The organism is Paraburkholderia sp. USG1, from assembly GCF_031570135.1.
In the GTDB taxonomy this organism is placed as follows: domain Bacteria; phylum Pseudomonadota; class Gammaproteobacteria; order Burkholderiales; family Burkholderiaceae; genus Paraburkholderia; species Paraburkholderia dioscoreae.
Map to the genome: position 1 here is coordinate 173673 of NZ_JAMWXW010000001.1, position 19478 is coordinate 193150.

Below are 19478 nucleotides of genomic sequence, written 5' to 3' on the forward strand. Positions count from 1 at the left end.
ATAGTTACTGGATGTTTTCAGGGCGAAGGTCCGCCTCGACTTCGGCGGCCGGAGAGAGCCATCGCGCGAGCGGGTGTTCCTCCGTTCCGCTGCGAGGCGGCTCGACCGGGCCGGCATGCACGAGCCGGCCGTTGCTGAGCACGATGCAACGCTGTGCGCTTCCCAGGACGAGGTCGAGGTTCTGCTCGACAAGGAGAACGGCCAGCTTCGAGCGGCGGCAGAGTTCTGGAATCACCTCCCCGATGCGCTCGACCAGGTTCGGCTGCACCCCGTCGGAGGGCTCGTCGAGCAACAGCAGCTTTGGACGGCCGCACAGCGCGCGGGATATGGCGAGGACCTGCTGCTCTCCACCGGAGAGCGTCCCGCCCTGCTGGGACAGTCGCTGCTTGAGCACCGGAAAATAGTCGAACACCTCCTCGAGGATGTCGGCACCCCCTGCGGCCTGCGTGCCCATCAGGAGGTTTTCGCGCACGGTGAGCCTCGGAAAGATCCAGCGCCCCTGGGGCACAAGACCGATACCCCTGCGGGCAATCTCATGCGTGCGCAACCCGTTGAGCGGCTGCTCCAGGAAGTGCACGGTGCCGCTCGTGCGCGCAAGCAGTCCCATGATCGCCTTCACCAGCGTGGACTTGCCTGCGCCATTGCATCCCAGCACCCCGACAACCTCGTTGGGCAGCACGTCCAGCGAGAGCTGATGGATCACGTCCACGTCGCCATACCCGGCGCACAGGTTCTCAATGCGCAGCATGAGCGGCCCCCCTGCCCAGATAGATGCGGCGGATCTCCGGGTCCCCCGCTATCTGCGCGAACGATCCCCGGCGCACCACCTCGCCCCGGTGCATTACCCAGGTCTCGCAGGACAGGGCCTGCACGAAGCCGAGGTCGTGCTCGATCGCAAGTACAGCGCACCGCTCACGCAACCGGTGGATGAGGCGAACGAGACGCTGTGCATCCTTCGTGGACAGACCGGCCGCCGGCTCATCCAGCAGCAGCAGCGTCGGCTGGCACATGATGGCCATGCCGATCTCCAGCCACTGGCGCTCGCCGTGAGACAGGTGCGAGGCAAGCCGGCCCGCCTCTGCCGACAGACCAACCTCTTCCAGCACTGCATCGGGGTCCGGCATCGCCGAATCGCGGTACGCTGCGACGCCCATCCCGGCAACCATCAGGTTGTCGCGCGCGCTCATCGCCAGAAAGGTGTTGGTGCCCTGGAACTTGCGCACCACGCCACGGCGGCAAAACTGATGCATCGGACGGCCCGTCATCCGCTCGCCGTCCAGATACAGCTCGCCGCTGCCGGCCGCGATGGCGCCGGAGAGCAGACCCACGAGCGTGCTTTTACCGGCGCCGTTCGGCCCTATCACGCACAGCAGGTCACGAGAACCGATCGCGATATCGACGCCGGCTACGGCCTTGATGCCACCGAACGCCCGGGACAGACCCGCGCCCTGGAGAAAGGGCGCGCTCATTGCCGCTCCTCCTGCGCGTGCCTCGCGCGATGGAACGCCGTAGTGTTCGACGTGGACCGGGAAATTCGACGCGCCGCGCGCACGATGCCGGACACCCGAACGCCGTTGGGCAGGAAAAGCACGCACACGAGAAAGAGACCACCAAGAATCAGTGGCCAACCGTCTGTGCTGTAGCTCGACACGACCTGTTTGACCAGCGTCAGGACCACAGCGGCGGCGACGGGTCCTCCGGTCTTTCCGCGGCCGCCGATGGCCACCCAGAGAATCACCTCGGTCGAGAGCAGCGGCGAGAAAACGTCAGGCGCGACGACACCGGAGCACGCGCCCATGAGCGCGCCGGCCAGGGCCGCCAGCATCGCCGAGACAACCAAGACCAGCAGAAGGTGGGACGCGGTGTGATAGCCACATGCCTTGGCGCGCCACTCATTGCTCGCGATCGCATCGAGTACCTTGCCGTACCGGCTGCGACACAGCAACCACAGGAGTGCGGTCGCCGCCAGCAGAACCACGGACACGGCATACCAGGAGGCAGCGGGCGCGCCGAAATCGACTATGTAACTGCCGATGGCGAACGAGAGTGCGGGGATGCCGAGGATACCGGTGTCGCCTCCCGTGACGGACTGCCAGCTGACGGCGAGCTGCTGCGCAACGATCAGCACCGCGAGACTGATGATGGCGAAGAAGTGCAGCCGCACGCCAGCGAACAGCAGGAAGTAGCCGATCACCATCGCAACGACCGCGGCGCATCCCACCGCACACACAAGTCCGATTACCGGCGTCTGCGCGAACTGCACCGTCGCAATGGCAAAGCCGTAGGCACCAAGCCCGAGAAACGTCGTATGTCCGAGCGTGAGAATGCCGGCACGTCCCCAGAGCAGGTCATAGCTGAGCGCGAGGATGCCCATGATCAGCGCGTCGCGGACCGTCGACAATATCCAGGGTCCGGCAAAGAGCGGCACAAGAATACCGGCGACCGCGGCTGTGCCCCACATCAGCATGGGTGGAACGTCCCTGGCGCCGAGTGGTGGCTGCGAAAACCACAAATGCAGAAGCGCTGCGTGTTTCCCTGACATGCGTTTTATCCTTTACCGAGAAGCTGATGGGCGGCGCTGAACCCCGGGATCAGGCCCTGCGGCCTGAACCGGATCACCACGATCGAGAGGATCAGCACGACGGCCGATGCCAGAGAGGGATCGACGCGATAGCTGAGCAGCGTTTCTGCGCTGCCGATGACCACACTGCCGAGGATGCTGCCGGCGATGGAACCGATGCCGCCCAGGACGATCACGAAAAACGCCTTGGCGAGGTATGAGACCCCCATGTGGGATTCCACCGAGACCATGGGCGCCACCAGTACACCGGCGAGTGAGGCGAGCGCCGCGCCGCCCGAGAAGGCGATGCGGTTCAGCCGCCTCGTGTCGATGCCCGCTGCCTCCGCCATGGCGGGATGCTGTATGACAGCCCGCAACTGGGTGCCGAAGCGCGTACGGGCGAACAGCAACCAGCAACACGCGATGACTATGAGCGCCACCGCGATCACGAAGATGCGGTAGGCGGGATAACTTCCGCCCGGCACTGGAACCGCACCATCGAACGGCGCGTACACGAGCATCGGCTGGGTACCGAAGATGATCTCCAGTCCCTTCTGCAGGATCAGGCTGATCGCATAGGTCGCGAGCATCGTATCGAGCGGACGCGCGTACAGCATCCGGATAACCAGTCGCTCAAGACACCAGCCAAGTCCCCCCCCCACTGCAGGTGCCACGAGCAGCGCAACCCAGTAGCCGTGCGCACCGGTGACTGCCTGGACGGTCGCCAGCGTATAGGCGCCGATCGTGACCCACTCGGCGTGTGCGAGATTCACGATATCCATCATGCCGAACACCACCGCCAGGCCCACCGCAATCATCGCAAGCAGACAGACGTAGCTCGCAATATTCAGGATCACTACCATCCTTTCCTCACAGATCGATCACTTCCCCATCACTCCAGTCACCAGCCAGCACGGTGCCGGGACGCGGCGTCCCGTGCTGACTGCCCCCCGACTACCCGGCTTCCCACAGCGCGTTTACACAAAATATTGTGTGTTTTACGGCGATAAATTGCGTTTACACAATTTATTGTGAATTTGTCAGCGTTCGCTCCCCGATACTCGATGCGTCCCGCCCAAACGAGTCCGCATGACCAAGGAAGCACTGACCGAAGCGCTCGGGAAAGAGATCCGCTCACGCCGCAGGCAGAAGAAACTGACGCAGACCGGTCTCGCCCTGCGCGCCAACGTTCATCTCAATACCATCTCGCTCATCGAGCGCGCCAAGACGTTCGGCGGCATCGATGCATTATTCGATATCGCCCGCGCACTCGACATATCCCTTTCCCAGCTGCTCAAGGCCGCAGAAGAACGCGCAGACGGTCGCTGACGACACCGCCCCGGCCTTCTGACTGCCGTCATCCGGGAACGGCTCGCGTCATCTGCGGCCGGCCCCCTGACGTCAACAGTGACTACCTACGACGCCAGCACCCCCGCTAGCCTCACGCCCCCAGCCCTAGACAGCACGCACGCACCCTCGTCCCCGGTCAGCGCACCGAAAACTGTTCTCCCTGCCAGATGGCTTCTTTGCCACGGCACGCACTTCGCGCCAAGCCGGTTTACACAAAATATTGTGAATTTTAGTCCGCAAAAAACCCGTTTACACAATCTATTGTGAATTTCATGACGTTCGTTCCCCGATACTCGATCAGCCCTACCCACTTGTGTCCGCATGACCCCGGAAGCACTGATCGAAGCACTCGGGAAAGAAGTCCGTTCGCGCCGCCGGCTGAAGAAGCTGACGCAGGCTGGTCTTGCCCTGCGCGCTAGCGTTCATCCGAACACCATCTCGCTCATCGAGCGCGCCCAGACGCCCGTCGGATTCGATGCGCTTGTCGACATCGCAAACGCGCTCGGCACCACGGTTTCGCAATTGCTCAAGTCCGCCGAGGATCGCGCCAGCCCGCGCTGAACTGTCGCGCAGCGGACTCCTTCGCACGCGGCACGCTGACCGGCCAAAACGTCGCCGGCCGCCTATCCCCCGTCCCCGACACTGTATGACAAACGGTAGTCATCACGCACGCCCAGACTCGAAACATAAGCGGTCGCCACCGTTCGTGACCGGCTATTCATTAATATTAAATTAGGCTCGCCGAAATCTGGTGTCAACCGGCGCTTGTACCGCGTTTACCCCTATTATCATGGCCTATGTACGGACGAACTCCGTTCTTGACATTGAGCCCAATCAGCAATATTGTCGATTTGTTATAATTAATTGGTGGCGACATGCAGGGCGAACTCTGTGAATTGACGGCGAGCGAACTCCTGGCGCTTTACCGCACCCGGGCGGCTTCGCCGGTAGAGGCCATGTCCGCCGTACTCCAGCGCATCGAGCAGCTTGATCCGGCGGTGAATGCCTTCCGCGAAATCGCGACCGACGCGATCAGCATGGCCCGGGCATCCGAAACGCGCTGGCAGCATGGTCGCCCCCTCGGACCACTGGATGGCATTCCAGTCAGTATCAAGGATAACGTGGCGGTTTCCGGTCTTGCCACACGTTATGGCTCACGCGCGTCCGACGCGTCACCATCCACGACGGACAGTCCTTGCGTCGCCCGGCTGCGCGAGTCCGGCGCCATCTGTTTCGGCAAGACTACACTGCCAGATTTCGCCCACAAGATCGTCACCGACAGTCCGCTCACGGGCATTACCCGGAACCCCTGGGACAGGGACCGCACGCCCGGCGGCAGCAGCGGCGGTGCTGCGGCGGCGGTCGCGCTGGGCATGGCGCCGGCCGCGATCGGTACCGATGGCGGCGGATCGATCCGGATTCCGGCCGCCTTCACAGGCACCTTCGGCTTCAAGCCGAGCTTCGGGCGCGTTCCCCATGCGCCGAGGGGACCGTTCGGGCTGATGAGTCATGTTGGGCCGATGACCCGTTGCGTTGCGGATGCCGCCCGCATCCTTACCGTGATCAGCCGGCCGGACAGCCGGGACTGGTATGCACTGCCCTTCGAGGCGAGCAATTACGAACTGGGCCTCAAATGCCAGCCGACACCGGGCGGCATCCGCATCGCATATAGTCCCGCTCTGGGCCTGGACGTCACTCCCGAGCCGGACGTCCAGAATGCAGTCATCCGGGCTGTGGAGGTCTTTCGACAGCTCGGCGCGCAGGTGCAGCCGGAGGATCCACCCGGAATTGCCCGGTGCAACGCGGTCCACGCCACCCTGTGGCCTGCCTGCTGCCGCCAGCTCGCCGATGGCATGACTGACCGCGGCGCGGCACTCGATCCCTCGCTGCTGGCCTATGCCGACACGGGCGCCGCAGTCTCCCGCGAGGCGCTGCTCGCCGCACTGATCGAGCGCGGCGAACTCGGAGCGGCAGTCAATGCCTTCTTCGAGCGGCACGACCTCATCATCTGCCCCGTCTACTCCCGGGTCGCAATGCGGCTCGCCGACCTTCCGGCCGTTGACAACCTGTTTCCGCATTTCACGGCCTGGTGCAACCAGCTCGGATTACCGGCTGCCAGCGTCTTCGCGGGCACGACAGTCGAAGGACTGCCGCTGGGTATCCAGATCGTCGGCGGCCGTCACGCCGATGCCCTGGTACTCTGGGCAAGCCATATCATTGAACGTGCCTTCGGACTCGCTCCCCTGGCCGACCTGGCCCGCTCGCTCTCCGCCTCCCTCGCCAACCGGAAACCTCACTAAGATCGGCCCGCAACGGCCCCCCGCGATCGATGTCCGGACGCCCGCTACGGGCTCTCCTTCCGGCCCCCATGCAGGTCGAGATCTGAGTCGAGCACAAGCTTCTGGCGCAGGGCCGCATGTACCTTGCGCAGCTGCGCTTCAGCTTCGTCCATATGCGCCGCCATCAGCTTCTCGACCGCAGCGACGTCACGTCTGCGCGCGGCATCCAGAATGGCCCGATGGGCCGCGACCGTCTGCCTGCCGAATGCCTGGTACTCATGCTGCGTCACGTTGCCGGCGACGATCACCAGGCTATGCAGCATCTGGTTGATGATCTGGCAGACGCAGCGCAGGAAAGCATTCGGATTCGCCAGCGCCAGTACATCATGGAAATGGATGTCCTCATGCCGCTGGTCCAGCGCGTGCTCGTGACTGGCGACAAACGGCTCGCAGACTTCCACGCTACGCTCGAGCGCCTCCAGGTCCGCCTCTGTCAGATACTCGACCGCCCCCGCCGCCAATAGTGGCTCCAACACGCGCCGCACCGCGTAGATGTCCTCGAGGCTGATGCTCTCGAAAAAGAGGTAGTTCTGCAGTGCCTGGAAAGCACGCGCAAGGGGCACTCGGGTAATGGTCGCGCCCCCGTCCGGTCCCGTACTGAGCCGCACCAGGCCCTGCACCTCCAGCGCCTTGAGCGCGTCGCGCATCGAGCCGCGGCTGACGTTGAACATCTCCTGAAGCTCCGCTTCCTTGTTCAACCGCACGCCGGGACGCACCCTGCCATCGGTAATCCAGCTCTTGATGAGCTCCGCTACCTGATCACCCCGCTTGGTCGTGCGCGGTCCCCGTTTGTCCCGCTGCGGCAATGCCTTTTTTGCTGTGGTCTCTTTTCGCCCTGCCATACGTCACACCCGTAGTTGGCCATTCGTCGTTCGGTTCAGGCGTCATTATCGGCCATCGCCGGGCCCCACGCCCTCACGCCGCCGCCGGCTTCAGCGCGCACCCTCCGAAGGTTCGGGGGTGACGACGGTACCTCCCGGTGTCTACGCTTAATTCACACGATGCCTGAGCGCCTTCCGGGCGCCCTGGCGGCAGCCGTGCCTGGGCGCAATTGCGCTGGTTGGGGGGAGAACGGGTCATGACGCGGCATGCAGATACATCGCAGCCAGCACACTCGATGAGCGAAATAGATCTGGCGCTCACGCGCCGCGGCGCGGATCTTGGGCAGCTCGCCAGGGGCATGCGAGCATTCAGCCGGGATTCCGACGCGAGCGGTGACATCGCCGGACCGCCCTGGCGCCCCGAAGACGTTCCTGCGCTGAACCTTAGCCTGGTGCCCGAGACCTATGGCGGATGCGCCGAGACGCAGCCTCTGGTCGCGCAGGCCACGCTGATGTCCTGGCTCGCAGAGGCCGACGCCAGCCTTGCGCTCGCATTGCCTGGCCCCGGTCTCGCCATGCCACCGGTCGTCGCGCTGGCATCGGCCGCGCAGCAGGCGCAGTTCTTCCATCGCTTCCGATCAGTCACCCCACGCTGGGGCGCATTCGCGATTACCGAACCCGACTGCGGTTCGGACGCAACCGCAATGCGCACCACGGCGCGCCAAACCGCCCGCGGCTGGGTCCTGAACGGCACCAAATGCTTCATCACGAACGGCGCCCGCGCTGACTGCGTGGTCACCTTCGCCACACTCAACCGGCAGATGGGCCGCTACGGCATCCGTGCCTTCCTGGTCGATCGCGAGACGCCAGGCTTCTCGGTCACGCGTATCGAAAAAATGGCCGGCCTGCGTGCAAGCCAGCTCGCGATGCTGTCGTTCACCGACTGTGAGGTGCCACACGACGCCATGCTCGCGCGCGGTGACGAGCAGCCGCTTGACGACGCATTCTCGGGCGCGCAGCGCTCGTGGGACTACTTCCGCCCCCTCCTTTCCGCAGTCATGGTCGGTACGTGCCGCCGCGTACGCGCCGAACTCGCCGCCTGGCTCGAGGCGGGCGGCACGCCCGCGGCGCCCCGACTTCGCGTCGCCGACATTGACGCGCTCCTGCTCGACATCGACCGCCAGATCACCTCCGCATGGCTCCTCTGTCATTGCACGGCATGGAAAACCGACCAGGGACTTGCGACCTCCGTGGAGTCGTCCATGACCAAGGCTTACGCCTCGCGCGTAGCGGCCAGGGTAGCGCGTACCGCAATCGACGTGGCCGGGATCGACGGCGTTGCCGCGCATCCCGCGCTGGATCAGGGTTACCGCGACGCCAAGGCGTTCGACATCATGGAAGGAACCGGTGATTTCCAGCGGCTCATGATCGCGCGAGCTGCGCTCCGGTCCCCGCAACAACCGTGGGATACCGCGTAGCCGGCAGCAACGACGACCCGACCACCGAGTATTCCCCCTGACGGAGACATTCGATGACGCAGATCCCCAGTTCGGCCCGCGAGGACATCGCGGCCACCATCAAGACCTGCCTGCTGGCCAGCATCGGCAGTACCCTGGACACGACGTTGATCTCGGACGACACGAACCTTTTCGATCTGGGCGTCGACTCGATGAACATGACCGAACTGCTGCTGCAGCTCGAACAGCGTTTCGGCTTCACGCTGGCCCCCGAGGACCTCTCGTCCGACCTCTTCGTGCGCTTCGGCAATCTGGTCTCGTTCGTGCAATCCCATGCGCAGCGCAACTGATCCGGCGCGCGCAGCGATGCGCATCAGCACCACGTCGCGATACATCCCGAGCGGGCGCGTACCGCCGCAGGCGCAACTGCGCGGTGCGGCCGGGGCCTCCACGTCCTCCCGCGACGTCGTCATGCAGTCAATCTATTCCGACGTGCTGAGGTGGCGGATTGCAGCCTGTCCGCCAGATGACGTAGATGAAACCTTTCGGCCGCCCTCCCCGCAGCAGGTAGCGATCGAACGCAACATCACGCTGACGGACATGGCTTTGCTGGCCGCCCGGCAGGCAGTCCGGCGATCGTCGTCCGAGGCAAGGCAGACCGTGGACCAGATCGTCGTGTGCGCGACCAGTCTCGAGCACGACCTCGCCATGTCATGTGCGGGGCGGCTGCACAGCGAGTTCAGGTCGACCCGACCGCCGCTCGCCGTCGGGCAGCTTCAGGGTGTCGCGTCATTCCTGGGACTTCGGATTGCCCGCGGCATGATGGCCGAAGACGGGGACCTCGAGTCGGTCCTTGTCGTGGGCGCCGAACGATGGCTTTCCCCCTTTTCCCGTCTGGCCGGTGCCGTCGCTGCGCTGGGCGACGGCGCCGCGGCCGCCGTTGTCCAGCGCGGCCCAGCCGGGGGCTGGTCAGTGCGCAGCGTGACCGTACGAACGCCGCCCCTTCGCCGCAGCGTCGAAGCCTGGATCGATGACGAGGCCCTGTCCAGCGTCATTGACGAAGCCTGCAGCACCGCCGGACTAACCGCGCGTAGAGTCCAGTGGATCGTTCCGCCCTGCATCGCGCCCGCGCTCGTCCGCACGATCGGTGCACGCGCTGGCTTGCCGGCCGACCGGACATGGAGTGCCGGGCCCAACGACATCGGTTATCTGTGCGCTGCGGATCCGCTCGCGCAGTTCGACGCGTTTCTCAGCGTAGTCACGCCCGCCGTCGGAGATCACGTACTGCTGTGGTCCACTGGCCTGCAGGGACAGGCTGCCTGCGCTGTTCTCGAATATCAGGCGGGTTGAACCATGTTCGCGTCCGCCAGCACACTGTCCCTGTCTGCCGTCGCCTTCCGGCTGCCGAAGCAGACCGTCGACGCTAATACCTGGGCGCGTCGGTGCGGGCTCCCCGGGCAGCGGGCCGAAGCACTGATGCGCAATGGTGTGCACCAGTTCCATGACGCGGCAGCTGGATCGCCGGTAAGCCTTGCATGCGATGCCGTATCGGCGCTGCTCGCACAGACTGGCGCCGCGCCCCCGGACATCGACGCTCTGGTCTATACGCACACGATCCAGAGCAGTGTGCTCGCCCCGCCGGCCGGCACTGCAGCGTTCATCCAGTCGCACATGGGCCTGAGACGCGCACTTGCGTTCTCGGTCATGCAGCAGAACTGCGTCTCGCCGATGGCCGCAGTCCGCATACTTCAGGCGCTGTCGGTGGAAGGCCAGCCGCTTCGGCGCGCCATCGTGGTGTGCGCAGACGTCATCGGTTCCGGATGCGACCATCTGCGTGCGATCGAGGATCTCGCGCTCCACGGCGACGGTGCGTGTGCCTTTCTACTGGAGCGGGATTGCGATCGCAACCGGATTACCGGCCTGCACCTGTATACCGACCACCGTTATTTTCGCGGCACGGATGACGAACTGCAGCCCGTTCCCGATGACCGCTACTACTGGTCCGCATTCACCACGATGCGCGCCGCCCTCGCGCAGGCCGGGATCACGGGACGTGACCTCGCGGCCGTGTTTCCTCACCACGTCAACCTTCCTGGCTGGTCCCGCCTGATGACGATGCTGGCCGTGCCCCACGAGCGGCTCGTCACGTCGAACTTCGGGAAATTCGGTCACGTCTTCGGCGCCGATCCATTCATCAATTTCGGTACGTCCCCGCACCGCGCGCCAGGCACGTCCTCGCTGCTGTTTTCGAGCGGACTCGCCGGCTGCTTCGGCGCGATGGTCATACGCCACTGACCAGGAACGTCATCGGAGTCCAGCAATGAGAAATCTCCTTGACCTCGTCCAATCACACGCACGGCGTACCCCGGATGCACAGGCGCTCGTCTGCTCAGAGACCGTCGTCACGTACAGGGAACTGGTCAACAGCGCCCACGCGTTCGGACATGCCCTGACCGCGCTCGACATCCCGCCAGGTGCGCGCGTCGCGATCTTCCTCGACAAGCGCGTTGAGGCCGTCGTTGCCATGCTGGGCGCGACTGCCGCGGGCGGCGTGTTCGTTCCGGTCAATCCGCTTCTCAAGCCGGCGCAGGTCAGCCACGTGCTGCGCGACTGCGGCGCGGCATGTCTCGTCACCTCAGGCTTGCGCGCCCATACCCTGGCTGAAGCAGGGTCCTCGCCCGTGGCAGACGTCATCATCGTGGATGAGCCCGGCGTGCCTCCCGCGAATCTGGAAGCGGCTGGCCGGATTCATCGCTGGCCCTGGACCACCGCCGTTACCCCGAATGACGTTGCAGACACAACCTTCTGCAAAGCGTGCGTCGACACGGATCTCGCCGCCCTGCTCTACACCTCCGGCTCCACAGGACTACCCAAGGGCGTGATGCTCAGCCATCGCAACCTCCTCGAAGGTGCATGGAGCGTCGCCGAGTACCTTGGCCACGGGCCGTCAGACCGCATCCTCGCAGCGCTCCCGCTGAGCTTCGACGCCGGACTGAGCCAGCTCACATCCGCCTGGGCCGCCGGCGCCACGCCCGTTCTCCTGAATTACCTGACGGCCCACGACGCGATCGCAGCGTGCGAGCGCGAGCACATCACCGCGCTCACCGGTGTGCCGCCGCTGTGGATGCAACTCGCGGGCGCGGCATGGTCCGACGCGGCGCGACGCCACCTGCGCTACTTCGCGAACACGGGCGGCCGCCTGCCACTGCCGGTGTTGCAGAAACTGCGGGCGTTGTTTCCGGGTGCGAAGCCGTTCCTGATGTATGGCCTCACCGAGGCCTTCCGCTCGACATTCCTGGACCCCGCTGAGGTCGACCGGCGACCGGACTCCATCGGCAAGGCCGTCCCGAACGCACGCGTGCTTGTCGTGCGTCCGGACGGTACGCCATGCGAGCCCGGTGAACCCGGCGAGCTGGTGCACACAGGCGCCTTTGTCACGCTCGGATACTGGAACGACACCGCACGGACCACCCAACGCTATCGCCCATCCCCCGAAGTGAAACCGGGCGGCGCGCAGCGGGACACCGCGGTCTGGTCCGGTGACCTCGTGCAGCGTGACGCAGAAGGCTTTCTCTATTTCATCGCCCGCAACGATGCCCAGATCAAGAGCTCAGGTTATCGCATCAGCCCCGAGGAAATCGAGGAAACCGTCCACGCAAGCGGTCTCGTGCACGAAGTCGCCGCGTTCGGCATACCGGACGGGGAACTCGGCGAAGCTGTCGCCCTGATGGTGGTCATGACAGGCGACACAGTGACAACCGACGGGGTACGCGACTGGTGCATCAAGCAGCTGCCGCGGTACATGGTCCCCCGAGATATCGTCCGTTGTGCGGAGATTCCACGCAACGCCAACGGCAAGTTCGACCGCGCTGCGCTGCGCACGGCATTCGCGGCCCACGCTTCAGGCTCCGGACAGACATCATGAACCATTCTCTCTCCAGCCCGGGCCAGCCGTTCGGGGGTGCCGACATCCGTCAGCTTGCCGAACGCGCCGGGCGCACACCGTTCTTCGCCTACGACCGCGCCGCGATCACGCAACGCATCCGGGAACTACGCCGCCTGATACCCGGCAACATGCAGCTCCACTATTCGATCAAGGCCAACCCGATGCCGTCCGTCGTTCATCATCTCGGCGGGGAAGTCGACGGCTTCGACGTGGCTTCGGCGCAGGAAATGGCCCTCGCGCTCGATGCGGGTGCGCCACCTGGAGACATCGGGTTCGCCGGCCCCGGCAAGTCCCACGACGACCTGCGGCGCGCCGTTGCATGCGACGTCAACATCCATATCGAATCGGAGACGCAGCTGCGCCTTGTCACCGCACTGGGATGGGAACTGGGCGTGAAACCCCGTGTCGCGATCCGGATCAATCCCGACTTTCAGGTCAGCCACAGCGGCATGCGCATGGGCGGCGGCGGCACCCCGTTCGGCGTGGACGTCGATCAGGTGCCGACGCTCCTGCGCGAACTGGCAGCACGGGAAGTCGCACTCAGCGGTTTTCACATTTTCTGGGGCTCGCAATGCCTGCATGCGCCGACAGTGATCCAGGCGCAGCGACTAAGTGCGGAACTCGTCGAGCGCCTGGCCGGCGACCTGAGCGTGGAACCCGGCTTCGTCAATCTCGGCGGCGGCTTTGGCATCCCCTATTTCCCGGGGGAAACACCGCTGGATATCGAGGCCGTCTGTGGCGCCATGCACGGCTGGCACGCGCGGCTTCACTCACTGCTTCCACACACGAAAACCATCCTGGAACTCGGACGATATCTGGTCGGCGAAGCAGGCATCTATGTGTGCCGCGTCATCGACCGCAAGGTCTCGGGCGGCAAGACGTTTGTCATCACCGACGGCGGTCTGCATCACCATCTGGCGGCCTCCGGCAACTTCGGCCAGGTTCTGCGCCGGAATTTCCCGGTCTTTCTCGGAAACCGGGCCGATGCCACGTCGTACGAGCGCTGCCACGTGGTCGGCTGCCTGTGCACGCCTCTCGACCGGCTCGCCGACGACGTGGAATTGCCCGCGTCGCGTATCGGGGATTATGTGGTGATCAGGCAATCGGGTGCCTATGGCCGCTCAGCCAGCCCGGAGCATTTCCTGGGTCACCCGGCCCCCGTCGAGATGCTCGTCTAGCCTGGACACCACGGAGAACAGCATGGTAATGACTGGATGTTCTGTCGCGGTACCTGAACGCGCAACATGGGATCTCAGTGAAGAAGTGCAGGACCTGCGTGCAGCGACCGAACGGTTCGCGCGCGACCGCCTTGAGCCGCTGCTTCGGCAGCCGCCCAATCCTTCGGCATGGCTCGAGACTGTCCGGCTGGCTGCAACGCTCGAAGTGGGACGCATGATCCTGCCGGAAGCTCGCGGCGGCATGAACATCAGCCGGCACGACCTGGCGCTCATCATGGAACAACTCGCCGCCGGCCCGCTTGAGCGGGCCGTCCAGCTCTCGCTCAGCAGCCCCGCACTGATGACACTGCGCGATTGCGAGGCGCTTGACCGTCTGCCTGATCACGACGTCAGTCACTATTTCGACGGCACGACGTCGATCGCACCGGGTATCGTCGACGTCGACGGTACCGGCGTGTGGGTGCTGCGCCAGCACCGCAGTTCGCCCTTCATGACGATTCAGGAGCGCGACGGGCACATCACTCTCGTCATCGCGACAGCAGATGCAAGCTCACCGGAGCCCGGCAACGCCACAGTCGTGTTTACGGATGGCCTGTGCCTCGAGCATTACGACCTTGCCACGTCCAAAGCGCACGTCGCCACTGTCCCTCCTGCTGCGGGTATGAGGCCGCACGATCCCGCCCGGCTGTGGTTAGTCGACGTTGCGCTCTATCTTGGCGCACTGCTCTGCGGGGCGATGCGGCAAAGCGCCCGTTTCGCGCTCTCATACAGCGCGGGTCGCCAAAGCTTCCGCAAGCCGCTTGCGGCCCATCAACTCGTCGCCTCGCGCGTCGCCGACCTGGTCACGGCGGCCCATGCCTGCCACCTCTTTCTGCGCAGCGCCGCGATGCTCGACGGCGACATGCAGGTCGTGACCGTCAGCCAGATGGCCCGTCACATCGCAACCGAGGCGCTGGATGCAAGCCGGGAACTGGTGCAGCTGTGCGGCGGGCACGGCTACGTCGAAGGACTGCCCCCTGCAGCGCGGTTCCAGACAATGCACTGGTTTGCGATGCTTCTTTCCGGCGTCGGCCAGAGCCTGACCGCAACTGCGCCAGCGCGCGCTGGGACGGAGAATCCGCGTGAGCAACTGCAACCAGGCCCGCGTTCCTGAGGGGCAAAAGGACCGGTGTGTCCTGGCCGCAGGAAGAGCGCCATCCTGCTGGCTTCGCGAGCCCGATGGTGACGACCTGCACGATATTGCCGCCTGGCTCGCGCAGCCGGACCTCAACCAGTGGTTCGATTTCGGGCTGGGCCGCCAGACACTGCCGCTCCTCGCCATCCAGTCGATGGCCCGCAGCGGCCGGCACAGGCTTCGGGTTTTCGGCGCCATGGGACACCACACGCCGAGTGGCCTTGCGGCCGTCAGCGACATCACGCATGCATTCGGAACCGGATCCTTCTGGGTCCTGCGCGACGCACGAAGACCCGCCTGCCGTGACATGACGCTGCTCGCATCGACGCGCGTGCTGCATGATGCCTTCATGACCGACCGTCTGCAGTGCATCACGGCGTGGGCGGTGGACTGTAACGTGCGCTCGCGCCGGCTCCTCGAGCGCATCGGGTTTCGCCCCGCTGGACAGCAGCGCAACTGCCACGTCATGCAGGGCTCCCGCTTTGGACGCGTACTGTACGACCTGTTGCCGGGAGACCTCGCCCTGGCCACCGGGACGCCCGCGGGTGAGCCATGAGCCGCCCGGTCATCACCGCACTGACGTCGTGTGTGCCGCCCGCCATGCCGCTGTCCCGATGGCTTGAAAAAGAATCAGCACTGCGCACTACCAGCAACCCAGGCTGGAACACCTGGATGCGTTCCTGGCATCCGGACTATGGACACTGGCTGGAGGCATCACCGCAGATTGAGGCCGGTCATCCGCCGACCTTGAGTCACGATCCAGCGATTCCGGATCGGTGCTACATGATCCCTGTCGAAACCACACTGGACCAGACAGGACTCGCCGCGCAGGTACTCAGGAACATTTGCGCCAGACGCCCCGGCAACGCCAGCCCGATCGACGTCATCATGTTCTGCCATACCACGCCCGGCGAGCATGTCCCGGCCACAACCGCCGGCAGGCTGTGCGAGGAAACCGGCGCGTCGTGCCTGGCGTTTTCGGTATCGCAACAGCAGGGAGCGTCGGTCTTCACTGCCTTGAGACTTGCCGGTGACCTGCTGCTTGCCGAGGCGGACGTCCACACCATCCTGATTGTCGCTGCCGAGAAATGGTGCCCACCGTTCACAAGATGCGCGACGGGCGGAGTGATACAGGGGGACGCCGCCGGCGCGCTGCTCATCCAAAGAGCCGCCCCTGAAAGTGGCGGGCTGAGGATACTCGATGCCGAAACGCGCCGCGTTCCCCATCGCAGCCAACCCGGTATCACAGAAAGCGACGAGTCCTGGGCATCCACACTGACAAAGCTCATCGATCTTCTGCTCGCCCGGAACGGCCTCCGCCGCAACCAGATAAACGATGTGATCGGCCATCAGGGGATGCCATCCCTCAGTGTCGCAGTGCACAGCCATCTCGATCGCCCCGCCGTGCGCGAACGGCGCGAAGAGTCTGCTCACCTTGGCGCGGCCGAGTCCATCGTCCGACTCGCACAGACACCCGATTGCCTGGCCCCCCGCCACGACCGCCGCACCCTGCTGTGGGGGTTCGGCATCGGGGGCTTCATCGGCGCCGCGTTGCTCGAGGCGCGCGGCATGCCCTTCCAGGACCGCCGGTCCACCAGGCGCTCTGCCTCATGACGCAGGATCCCGCTATCACCCATGTCGCCTATCATCTTCCCGGGCGCGTCGATGACGTCGGAAGCTGGGGCAGGCGCGCCAGACAATACGCTGCCGTGCCGGGGCTCGAACGTGCCGGAATGCATCGGTACCACCGCGCCACGGGCCAGACCGCAATCGGGCTCGCGGCCAGCGCAATCCGGCAGGTCATGCTCGCCTCGTGTGTCGCGGCGGACACCATCGACTGCCTAGTCTACGTGCACACCCTGCAGGGCAGCATCGCTCCACCGCCCATGTCGCTGCCCGGTCTGCTGTGCGATCACTTTGGTTTTACCCACGCCGAGACGTTTTCCCTCGCCCAGCAACACTGCGCCTCGGCACTGGGCGCACTGCGCGTCATCCGTGCGATGTTCGTCGCGCGGCCGCACATGCGTCGCGTCCTGCTCGTCGGCGCGGACGTCATGCCACTTGAACCAGAGCGACTCATGCGCGGCGAAGGCATCATGGGTGACGGCGCGTTTGCCGCGCTCGTGCAACGCGGCGGCGCGACCAACCGGCTGCTTGCAGTGGGGACCCACTGCAGCGGACTGGGGTGGCGCGGCACCTCAGGACTCGACAGTCCGTCCATCGCCGCGCGCCAATTTCTTGCAGCCCGCAGCCTGATCAGCACCACGCTCCGGCAGGCGCACTGCCCCCCCGAAGACCTGCAGCTCATCCTGCCACACCATCTGGACCTTCCTGCATGGTACCGGCTGCTGGACTCGCTCCGGATTCCACGGGAGCGGCTGTTCGCCAGCAATTTTGGGCGGGTCGGACACGTCACCGTCAGCGATCCATTCATCAATCTGGCCGACTGCGATGACGTCCTTGTTCCCGGTCGCCCGTTCCTCCTTTTCGCGCGGGGCGTCGGCGGGTTCTGCGCCGCAGCGGTCCTCTGCCGGTAATCGGATCAATAACCACCGGCCCACAGCTACGCTTAACGGCGTTCCGGTCGCACGGACAGCCCCTCAGCGAAGCAGCATCGCGGCCCTTTTTTCCCGTCGCAACGACCTTTACCGTCGAGGCTTGCCGACTGCCGCGCACTGAAAGTGGCACGACGTGCGAATCTATTCTACTGACTATAATATGTGTAAAGCGGTTACCGGAAACGTCAGCAGCCGGCGTCTGGTAGACCGTGCCGGAACTCCATTCTGGCAACCGGATGCCGGCCTCTGACTGGCTCCTCACTCCCGGAAATGCCTCTCGCATGAGCTGCGCACATCGTGTGCAGGGACCAGCACTTTCATGCGGTACTGATGTTCCGGACCCCGTGGGGCAGCGCCGAGGTAGTCGATATGAAAGATGCATCGCAGGACCCTCCCAATGCGGTCCTCCGCCCCACGTCACCTGCAGTTGACCGCTCGCAGGGAGCCGTCACGGCACCGATGATGCCACTCGCATATGCCGCCGATCTTCCCTCACTCGCCGACTCCTTCGGAAACGCCGCCAACGCGTTGGGCTTTCCCCATTTTGTCATCAGCCGCGTTGCACGTACCCGTTCCCCCTGCCTCCCTCGGACGGCATTGGAGGTAATCTGCGGCGATTATCCGGATGAATGGGTCCGGCACTATCAACGCCGTAACTACGCCTGTGCCGATCCCGTTCACCGCGCTGCATTCACCCAATCGGCACCCTTTCGCTGGCACGACATTATCGGCCTGAGCAAGGCCGAACATCGAATCCTCGACGAGGCGCGGCAGGCCGGTTTGCCGGGCGGCCTCAGCGTGCCGCTGCACCAGCCCGGCGGTAGCATCCTGCTCTTCAGTCTGGCGGGACCTCTCGAATCGGTCAACGATGCATTCAACGCCCGGCTCGCCTATCTCATCAGCACCCAGTTTCACTTCGAGCTGCACCGGCTCACGCGCACACGGTCAACGAAAGCCTCCCACTTCCTGACACCCCGTCAGCGGGAATGCCTCACCTGGGTCGCTCGCGGCAAAACCTCAACGGAAATCGGCATCATCCTCGGGATCTCCCGCTATACCGTCGACTATCACATCGAAGAAGCGATGAAAGCGCTCAACTTCAACAGTCGCACAGCGGCGGCCGTCAACGCGACCGTCCAGGGTCTGGTCGAACCCTGACGCCCCGCTTTCGATCATCCCGTCTGGCCTTCTCTTTCGCGTGCCGATTGCCTGTGGCAGCGGTACCCGCTGCATAGGCAATTGTGCCTCCACCCTCCGCAACTTCCGAGTTTCTGGTCCGAAATCGCACTGATAGCTTCGCCTCAACGGCTAACACGAGGAGGAGCCATGTCACACGTCATAGCCGGCAGACTCGACGATCTGCCAACCAGTTTGCGTCACCGTCTCGGAGCCTTCCGTCACAAGGTTTTTGTCCAGCGGTTGCACTGGGAGATTCCCGGCGTCTCAGCTGACGCCACGGCCGAATGGGACGAATTCGATGGAGGCGACACCATCCAGCTCGTGGCCCTGGCCACCGATGGAACGGTCTGCGGATGCGCGCGCCTGATGCCCACGACAGGGCCATGCCTCCTTCGCGATGTCTTCCCGCAACTCGTATATCCGGAATCCGTACCCTCCTCGCCTTCGATCTGGGAAATGTCCCGGTTTGCGGGAACAAGCCTGTCGAACCAGCTCGACGCGACCACATCTGGCATGTCGCTATTTCCCTATTCGATGGCGCTTGCTGCCTCCTTTGGTGTTATACGACTGGTCGGGGTACTCACGCGCTCCGTCGCCCGTCTGTACCGGCGCTATGGACTCGCCCTCGTCGATCTCGGTCATGGCGGGCCGGGAAAGCCTTCCGACATCGTTGCATGCGCAATCGATCTGACACCCGCCAGCTTCAGCTGCATCCATTGCGATGCCGGCACGTTGCTGGGCGCAATCTGCCGCCTTAGAGATTCGCCGACAGCTCAACGCTTTCGAATCGATCATCCCCGCCCTGCCGATTGGCAGTCAAACGCGCCCCGGACAATCAGCGGCACACCGATGATCCACCCGGGCGACTCGCCCCATCCGTAACCGCACAATCGTGCTGGGCTTTGGAGCAGACCCG

Annotated in this window: 20 protein-coding genes; 15 read left to right on the forward strand and 5 right to left on the reverse strand. The window is 64.6% G+C overall.

Features of this window, described 5'->3' with window-relative positions:
• Positions 1-4: 4 nt before the first annotated feature.
• Genes NE850_RS00860 through NE850_RS00875 form a run of 4 tightly spaced genes read right to left on the reverse strand, consistent with a single transcriptional unit; the run spans position 5 to position 3423 of the window.
• The gene (locus NE850_RS00860) at positions 5-748 is read right to left on the reverse strand and encodes an ABC transporter ATP-binding protein (protein WP_310698293.1); all 744 of its coding nucleotides are present in this window, start codon (positions 746-748) and stop codon (positions 5-7) included.
• Positions 735-1469: an ATP-binding cassette domain-containing protein gene (locus tag NE850_RS00865; protein WP_310698294.1), complete on the reverse strand. Its 735-nt coding sequence runs from the start codon at positions 1467-1469 to the stop codon at positions 735-737. Before NE850_RS00865 ends, NE850_RS00860 begins: the two co-directional genes overlap by 14 nt.
• The gene (locus NE850_RS00870; protein WP_310698295.1) at positions 1466-2542 is read right to left on the reverse strand and encodes a branched-chain amino acid ABC transporter permease; all 1077 of its coding nucleotides are present in this window, start codon (positions 2540-2542) and stop codon (positions 1466-1468) included. The genes NE850_RS00865 and NE850_RS00870 overlap by 4 nt, the downstream gene beginning before the upstream one ends.
• A gap of 5 nt (positions 2543-2547) precedes the next feature.
• Complete coding sequence (locus tag NE850_RS00875; RefSeq protein ID WP_310698296.1) at positions 2548-3423, reverse strand: ABC transporter permease subunit; 876 nt, start codon at positions 3421-3423, stop codon at positions 2548-2550.
• 226 nt (positions 3424-3649) lie between these two features.
• Here NE850_RS00875 and NE850_RS00880 point away from each other — a divergent pair, with 226 nt between their 5' ends.
• From NE850_RS00880 to NE850_RS00890, 3 genes are all read left to right on the forward strand, one after another.
• The gene (locus NE850_RS00880; RefSeq protein WP_310698297.1) at positions 3650-3889 is read left to right on the forward strand and encodes a helix-turn-helix transcriptional regulator; all 240 of its coding nucleotides are present in this window, start codon (positions 3650-3652) and stop codon (positions 3887-3889) included.
• A gap of 342 nt (positions 3890-4231) precedes the next feature.
• Positions 4232-4471, forward strand: coding sequence for a helix-turn-helix transcriptional regulator (locus NE850_RS00885; protein ID WP_310698298.1), 240 nt, complete (start codon positions 4232-4234; stop codon positions 4469-4471).
• Between the two features lie 314 nt (positions 4472-4785).
• Positions 4786-6210 (forward strand): amidase family protein, encoded by a 1425-nt coding sequence (locus NE850_RS00890; protein WP_310698299.1) that lies wholly within the window; start codon positions 4786-4788, stop codon positions 6208-6210.
• 44 nt (positions 6211-6254) lie between these two features.
• Here NE850_RS00890 and NE850_RS00895 read toward each other — a convergent pair whose 3' ends face one another.
• Positions 6255-7091: an FCD domain-containing protein gene (locus NE850_RS00895; protein WP_310698300.1), complete on the reverse strand. Its 837-nt coding sequence runs from the start codon at positions 7089-7091 to the stop codon at positions 6255-6257.
• Positions 7092-7366: 275 nt separating this feature from the next.
• Between NE850_RS00895 and NE850_RS00900 the strand changes: the two genes are divergently transcribed.
• From NE850_RS00900 to NE850_RS00955, 12 genes are all read left to right on the forward strand, one after another.
• Positions 7367-8548 carry an acyl-CoA dehydrogenase family protein gene (locus NE850_RS00900; RefSeq protein WP_405044785.1) on the forward strand — a complete coding sequence of 394 codons (1182 nt, stop codon included), beginning with the start codon at positions 7367-7369 and terminating at the stop codon, positions 8546-8548.
• A gap of 53 nt (positions 8549-8601) precedes the next feature.
• Entirely contained in the window at positions 8602-8877 is a 276-nt protein-coding gene (locus NE850_RS00905; protein WP_310698303.1) for an acyl carrier protein, read from the forward strand.
• Between the two features lie 16 nt (positions 8878-8893).
• Positions 8894-9877 carry a 3-oxoacyl-ACP synthase gene (locus NE850_RS00910; protein WP_310698304.1) on the forward strand — a complete coding sequence of 328 codons (984 nt, stop codon included), beginning with the start codon at positions 8894-8896 and terminating at the stop codon, positions 9875-9877.
• Positions 9878-9880: 3 nt separating this feature from the next.
• Entirely contained in the window at positions 9881-10822 is a 942-nt protein-coding gene (locus NE850_RS00915; protein WP_310698305.1) for a 3-oxoacyl-[acyl-carrier-protein] synthase III C-terminal domain-containing protein, read from the forward strand.
• Positions 10823-10847: 25 nt separating this feature from the next.
• Positions 10848-12452: an acyl-CoA ligase (AMP-forming), exosortase A system-associated gene (locus NE850_RS00920; protein ID WP_310698306.1), complete on the forward strand. Its 1605-nt coding sequence runs from the start codon at positions 10848-10850 to the stop codon at positions 12450-12452.
• Positions 12449-13651 carry a pyridoxal-dependent decarboxylase, exosortase A system-associated gene (locus tag NE850_RS00925; RefSeq protein WP_310698307.1) on the forward strand — a complete coding sequence of 401 codons (1203 nt, stop codon included), beginning with the start codon at positions 12449-12451 and terminating at the stop codon, positions 13649-13651. Before NE850_RS00920 ends, NE850_RS00925 begins: the two co-directional genes overlap by 4 nt.
• A gap of 85 nt (positions 13652-13736) precedes the next feature.
• Positions 13737-14804 carry an acyl-CoA dehydrogenase family protein gene (locus NE850_RS00930; RefSeq protein WP_310698308.1) on the forward strand — a complete coding sequence of 356 codons (1068 nt, stop codon included), beginning with the start codon at positions 13737-13739 and terminating at the stop codon, positions 14802-14804.
• Between the two features lie 22 nt (positions 14805-14826).
• On the forward strand, positions 14827-15381 hold the full coding sequence (locus tag NE850_RS00935; RefSeq protein ID WP_310698404.1) for a GNAT family protein: 555 nt from the start codon (positions 14827-14829) through the stop codon (positions 15379-15381).
• The gene (locus NE850_RS00940; RefSeq protein ID WP_310698309.1) at positions 15378-16439 is read left to right on the forward strand and encodes a 3-oxoacyl-ACP synthase; all 1062 of its coding nucleotides are present in this window, start codon (positions 15378-15380) and stop codon (positions 16437-16439) included. The genes NE850_RS00935 and NE850_RS00940 overlap by 4 nt, the downstream gene beginning before the upstream one ends.
• Positions 16436-17362 (forward strand): 3-oxoacyl-[acyl-carrier-protein] synthase III C-terminal domain-containing protein, encoded by a 927-nt coding sequence (locus tag NE850_RS00945; RefSeq protein WP_310698310.1) that lies wholly within the window; start codon positions 16436-16438, stop codon positions 17360-17362. Before NE850_RS00940 ends, NE850_RS00945 begins: the two co-directional genes overlap by 4 nt.
• A 480-nt stretch (positions 17363-17842) precedes the next feature.
• Positions 17843-18541, forward strand: a complete 699-nt coding sequence (locus NE850_RS00950) for a LuxR family transcriptional regulator (RefSeq protein ID WP_310698312.1) — start codon at positions 17843-17845, stop codon at positions 18539-18541.
• Between the two features lie 168 nt (positions 18542-18709).
• Entirely contained in the window at positions 18710-19444 is a 735-nt protein-coding gene (locus NE850_RS00955; RefSeq protein WP_310698313.1) for an acyl-homoserine-lactone synthase, read from the forward strand.
• Positions 19445-19478 lie beyond the last annotated feature (34 nt).

Coding starts and splice junctions, on each gene's coding strand:
- NE850_RS00860 (WP_310698293.1), bottom strand. CDS start 748: ATGCTGCGCATTGAGAACCTGTGCGCCGGGTATGGCGACGTGGACGTG.
- NE850_RS00865 (WP_310698294.1), bottom strand. CDS start 1,469: ATGAGCGCGCCCTTTCTCCAGGGCGCGGGTCTGTCCCGGGCGTTCGGT.
- NE850_RS00870 (WP_310698295.1), bottom strand. CDS start 2,542: ATGTCAGGGAAACACGCAGCGCTTCTGCATTTGTGGTTTTCGCAGCCA.
- NE850_RS00875 (WP_310698296.1), bottom strand. CDS start 3,423: ATGGTAGTGATCCTGAATATTGCGAGCTACGTCTGTCTGCTTGCGATG.
- NE850_RS00880 (WP_310698297.1), top strand. CDS start 3,650: ATGACCAAGGAAGCACTGACCGAAGCGCTCGGGAAAGAGATCCGCTCA.
- NE850_RS00885 (WP_310698298.1), top strand. CDS start 4,232: ATGACCCCGGAAGCACTGATCGAAGCACTCGGGAAAGAAGTCCGTTCG.
- NE850_RS00890 (WP_310698299.1), top strand. CDS start 4,786: ATGCAGGGCGAACTCTGTGAATTGACGGCGAGCGAACTCCTGGCGCTT.
- NE850_RS00895 (WP_310698300.1), bottom strand. CDS start 7,091: ATGGCAGGGCGAAAAGAGACCACAGCAAAAAAGGCATTGCCGCAGCGG.
- NE850_RS00900 (WP_405044785.1), top strand. CDS start 7,367: ATGAGCGAAATAGATCTGGCGCTCACGCGCCGCGGCGCGGATCTTGGG.
- NE850_RS00905 (WP_310698303.1), top strand. CDS start 8,602: ATGACGCAGATCCCCAGTTCGGCCCGCGAGGACATCGCGGCCACCATC.
- NE850_RS00910 (WP_310698304.1), top strand. CDS start 8,894: ATGCGCATCAGCACCACGTCGCGATACATCCCGAGCGGGCGCGTACCG.
- NE850_RS00915 (WP_310698305.1), top strand. CDS start 9,881: ATGTTCGCGTCCGCCAGCACACTGTCCCTGTCTGCCGTCGCCTTCCGG.
- NE850_RS00920 (WP_310698306.1), top strand. CDS start 10,848: ATGAGAAATCTCCTTGACCTCGTCCAATCACACGCACGGCGTACCCCG.
- NE850_RS00925 (WP_310698307.1), top strand. CDS start 12,449: ATGAACCATTCTCTCTCCAGCCCGGGCCAGCCGTTCGGGGGTGCCGAC.
- NE850_RS00940 (WP_310698309.1), top strand. CDS start 15,378: ATGAGCCGCCCGGTCATCACCGCACTGACGTCGTGTGTGCCGCCCGCC.
- NE850_RS00945 (WP_310698310.1), top strand. CDS start 16,436: ATGACGCAGGATCCCGCTATCACCCATGTCGCCTATCATCTTCCCGGG.
- NE850_RS00950 (WP_310698312.1), top strand. CDS start 17,843: ATGATGCCACTCGCATATGCCGCCGATCTTCCCTCACTCGCCGACTCC.
- NE850_RS00955 (WP_310698313.1), top strand. CDS start 18,710: ATGTCACACGTCATAGCCGGCAGACTCGACGATCTGCCAACCAGTTTG.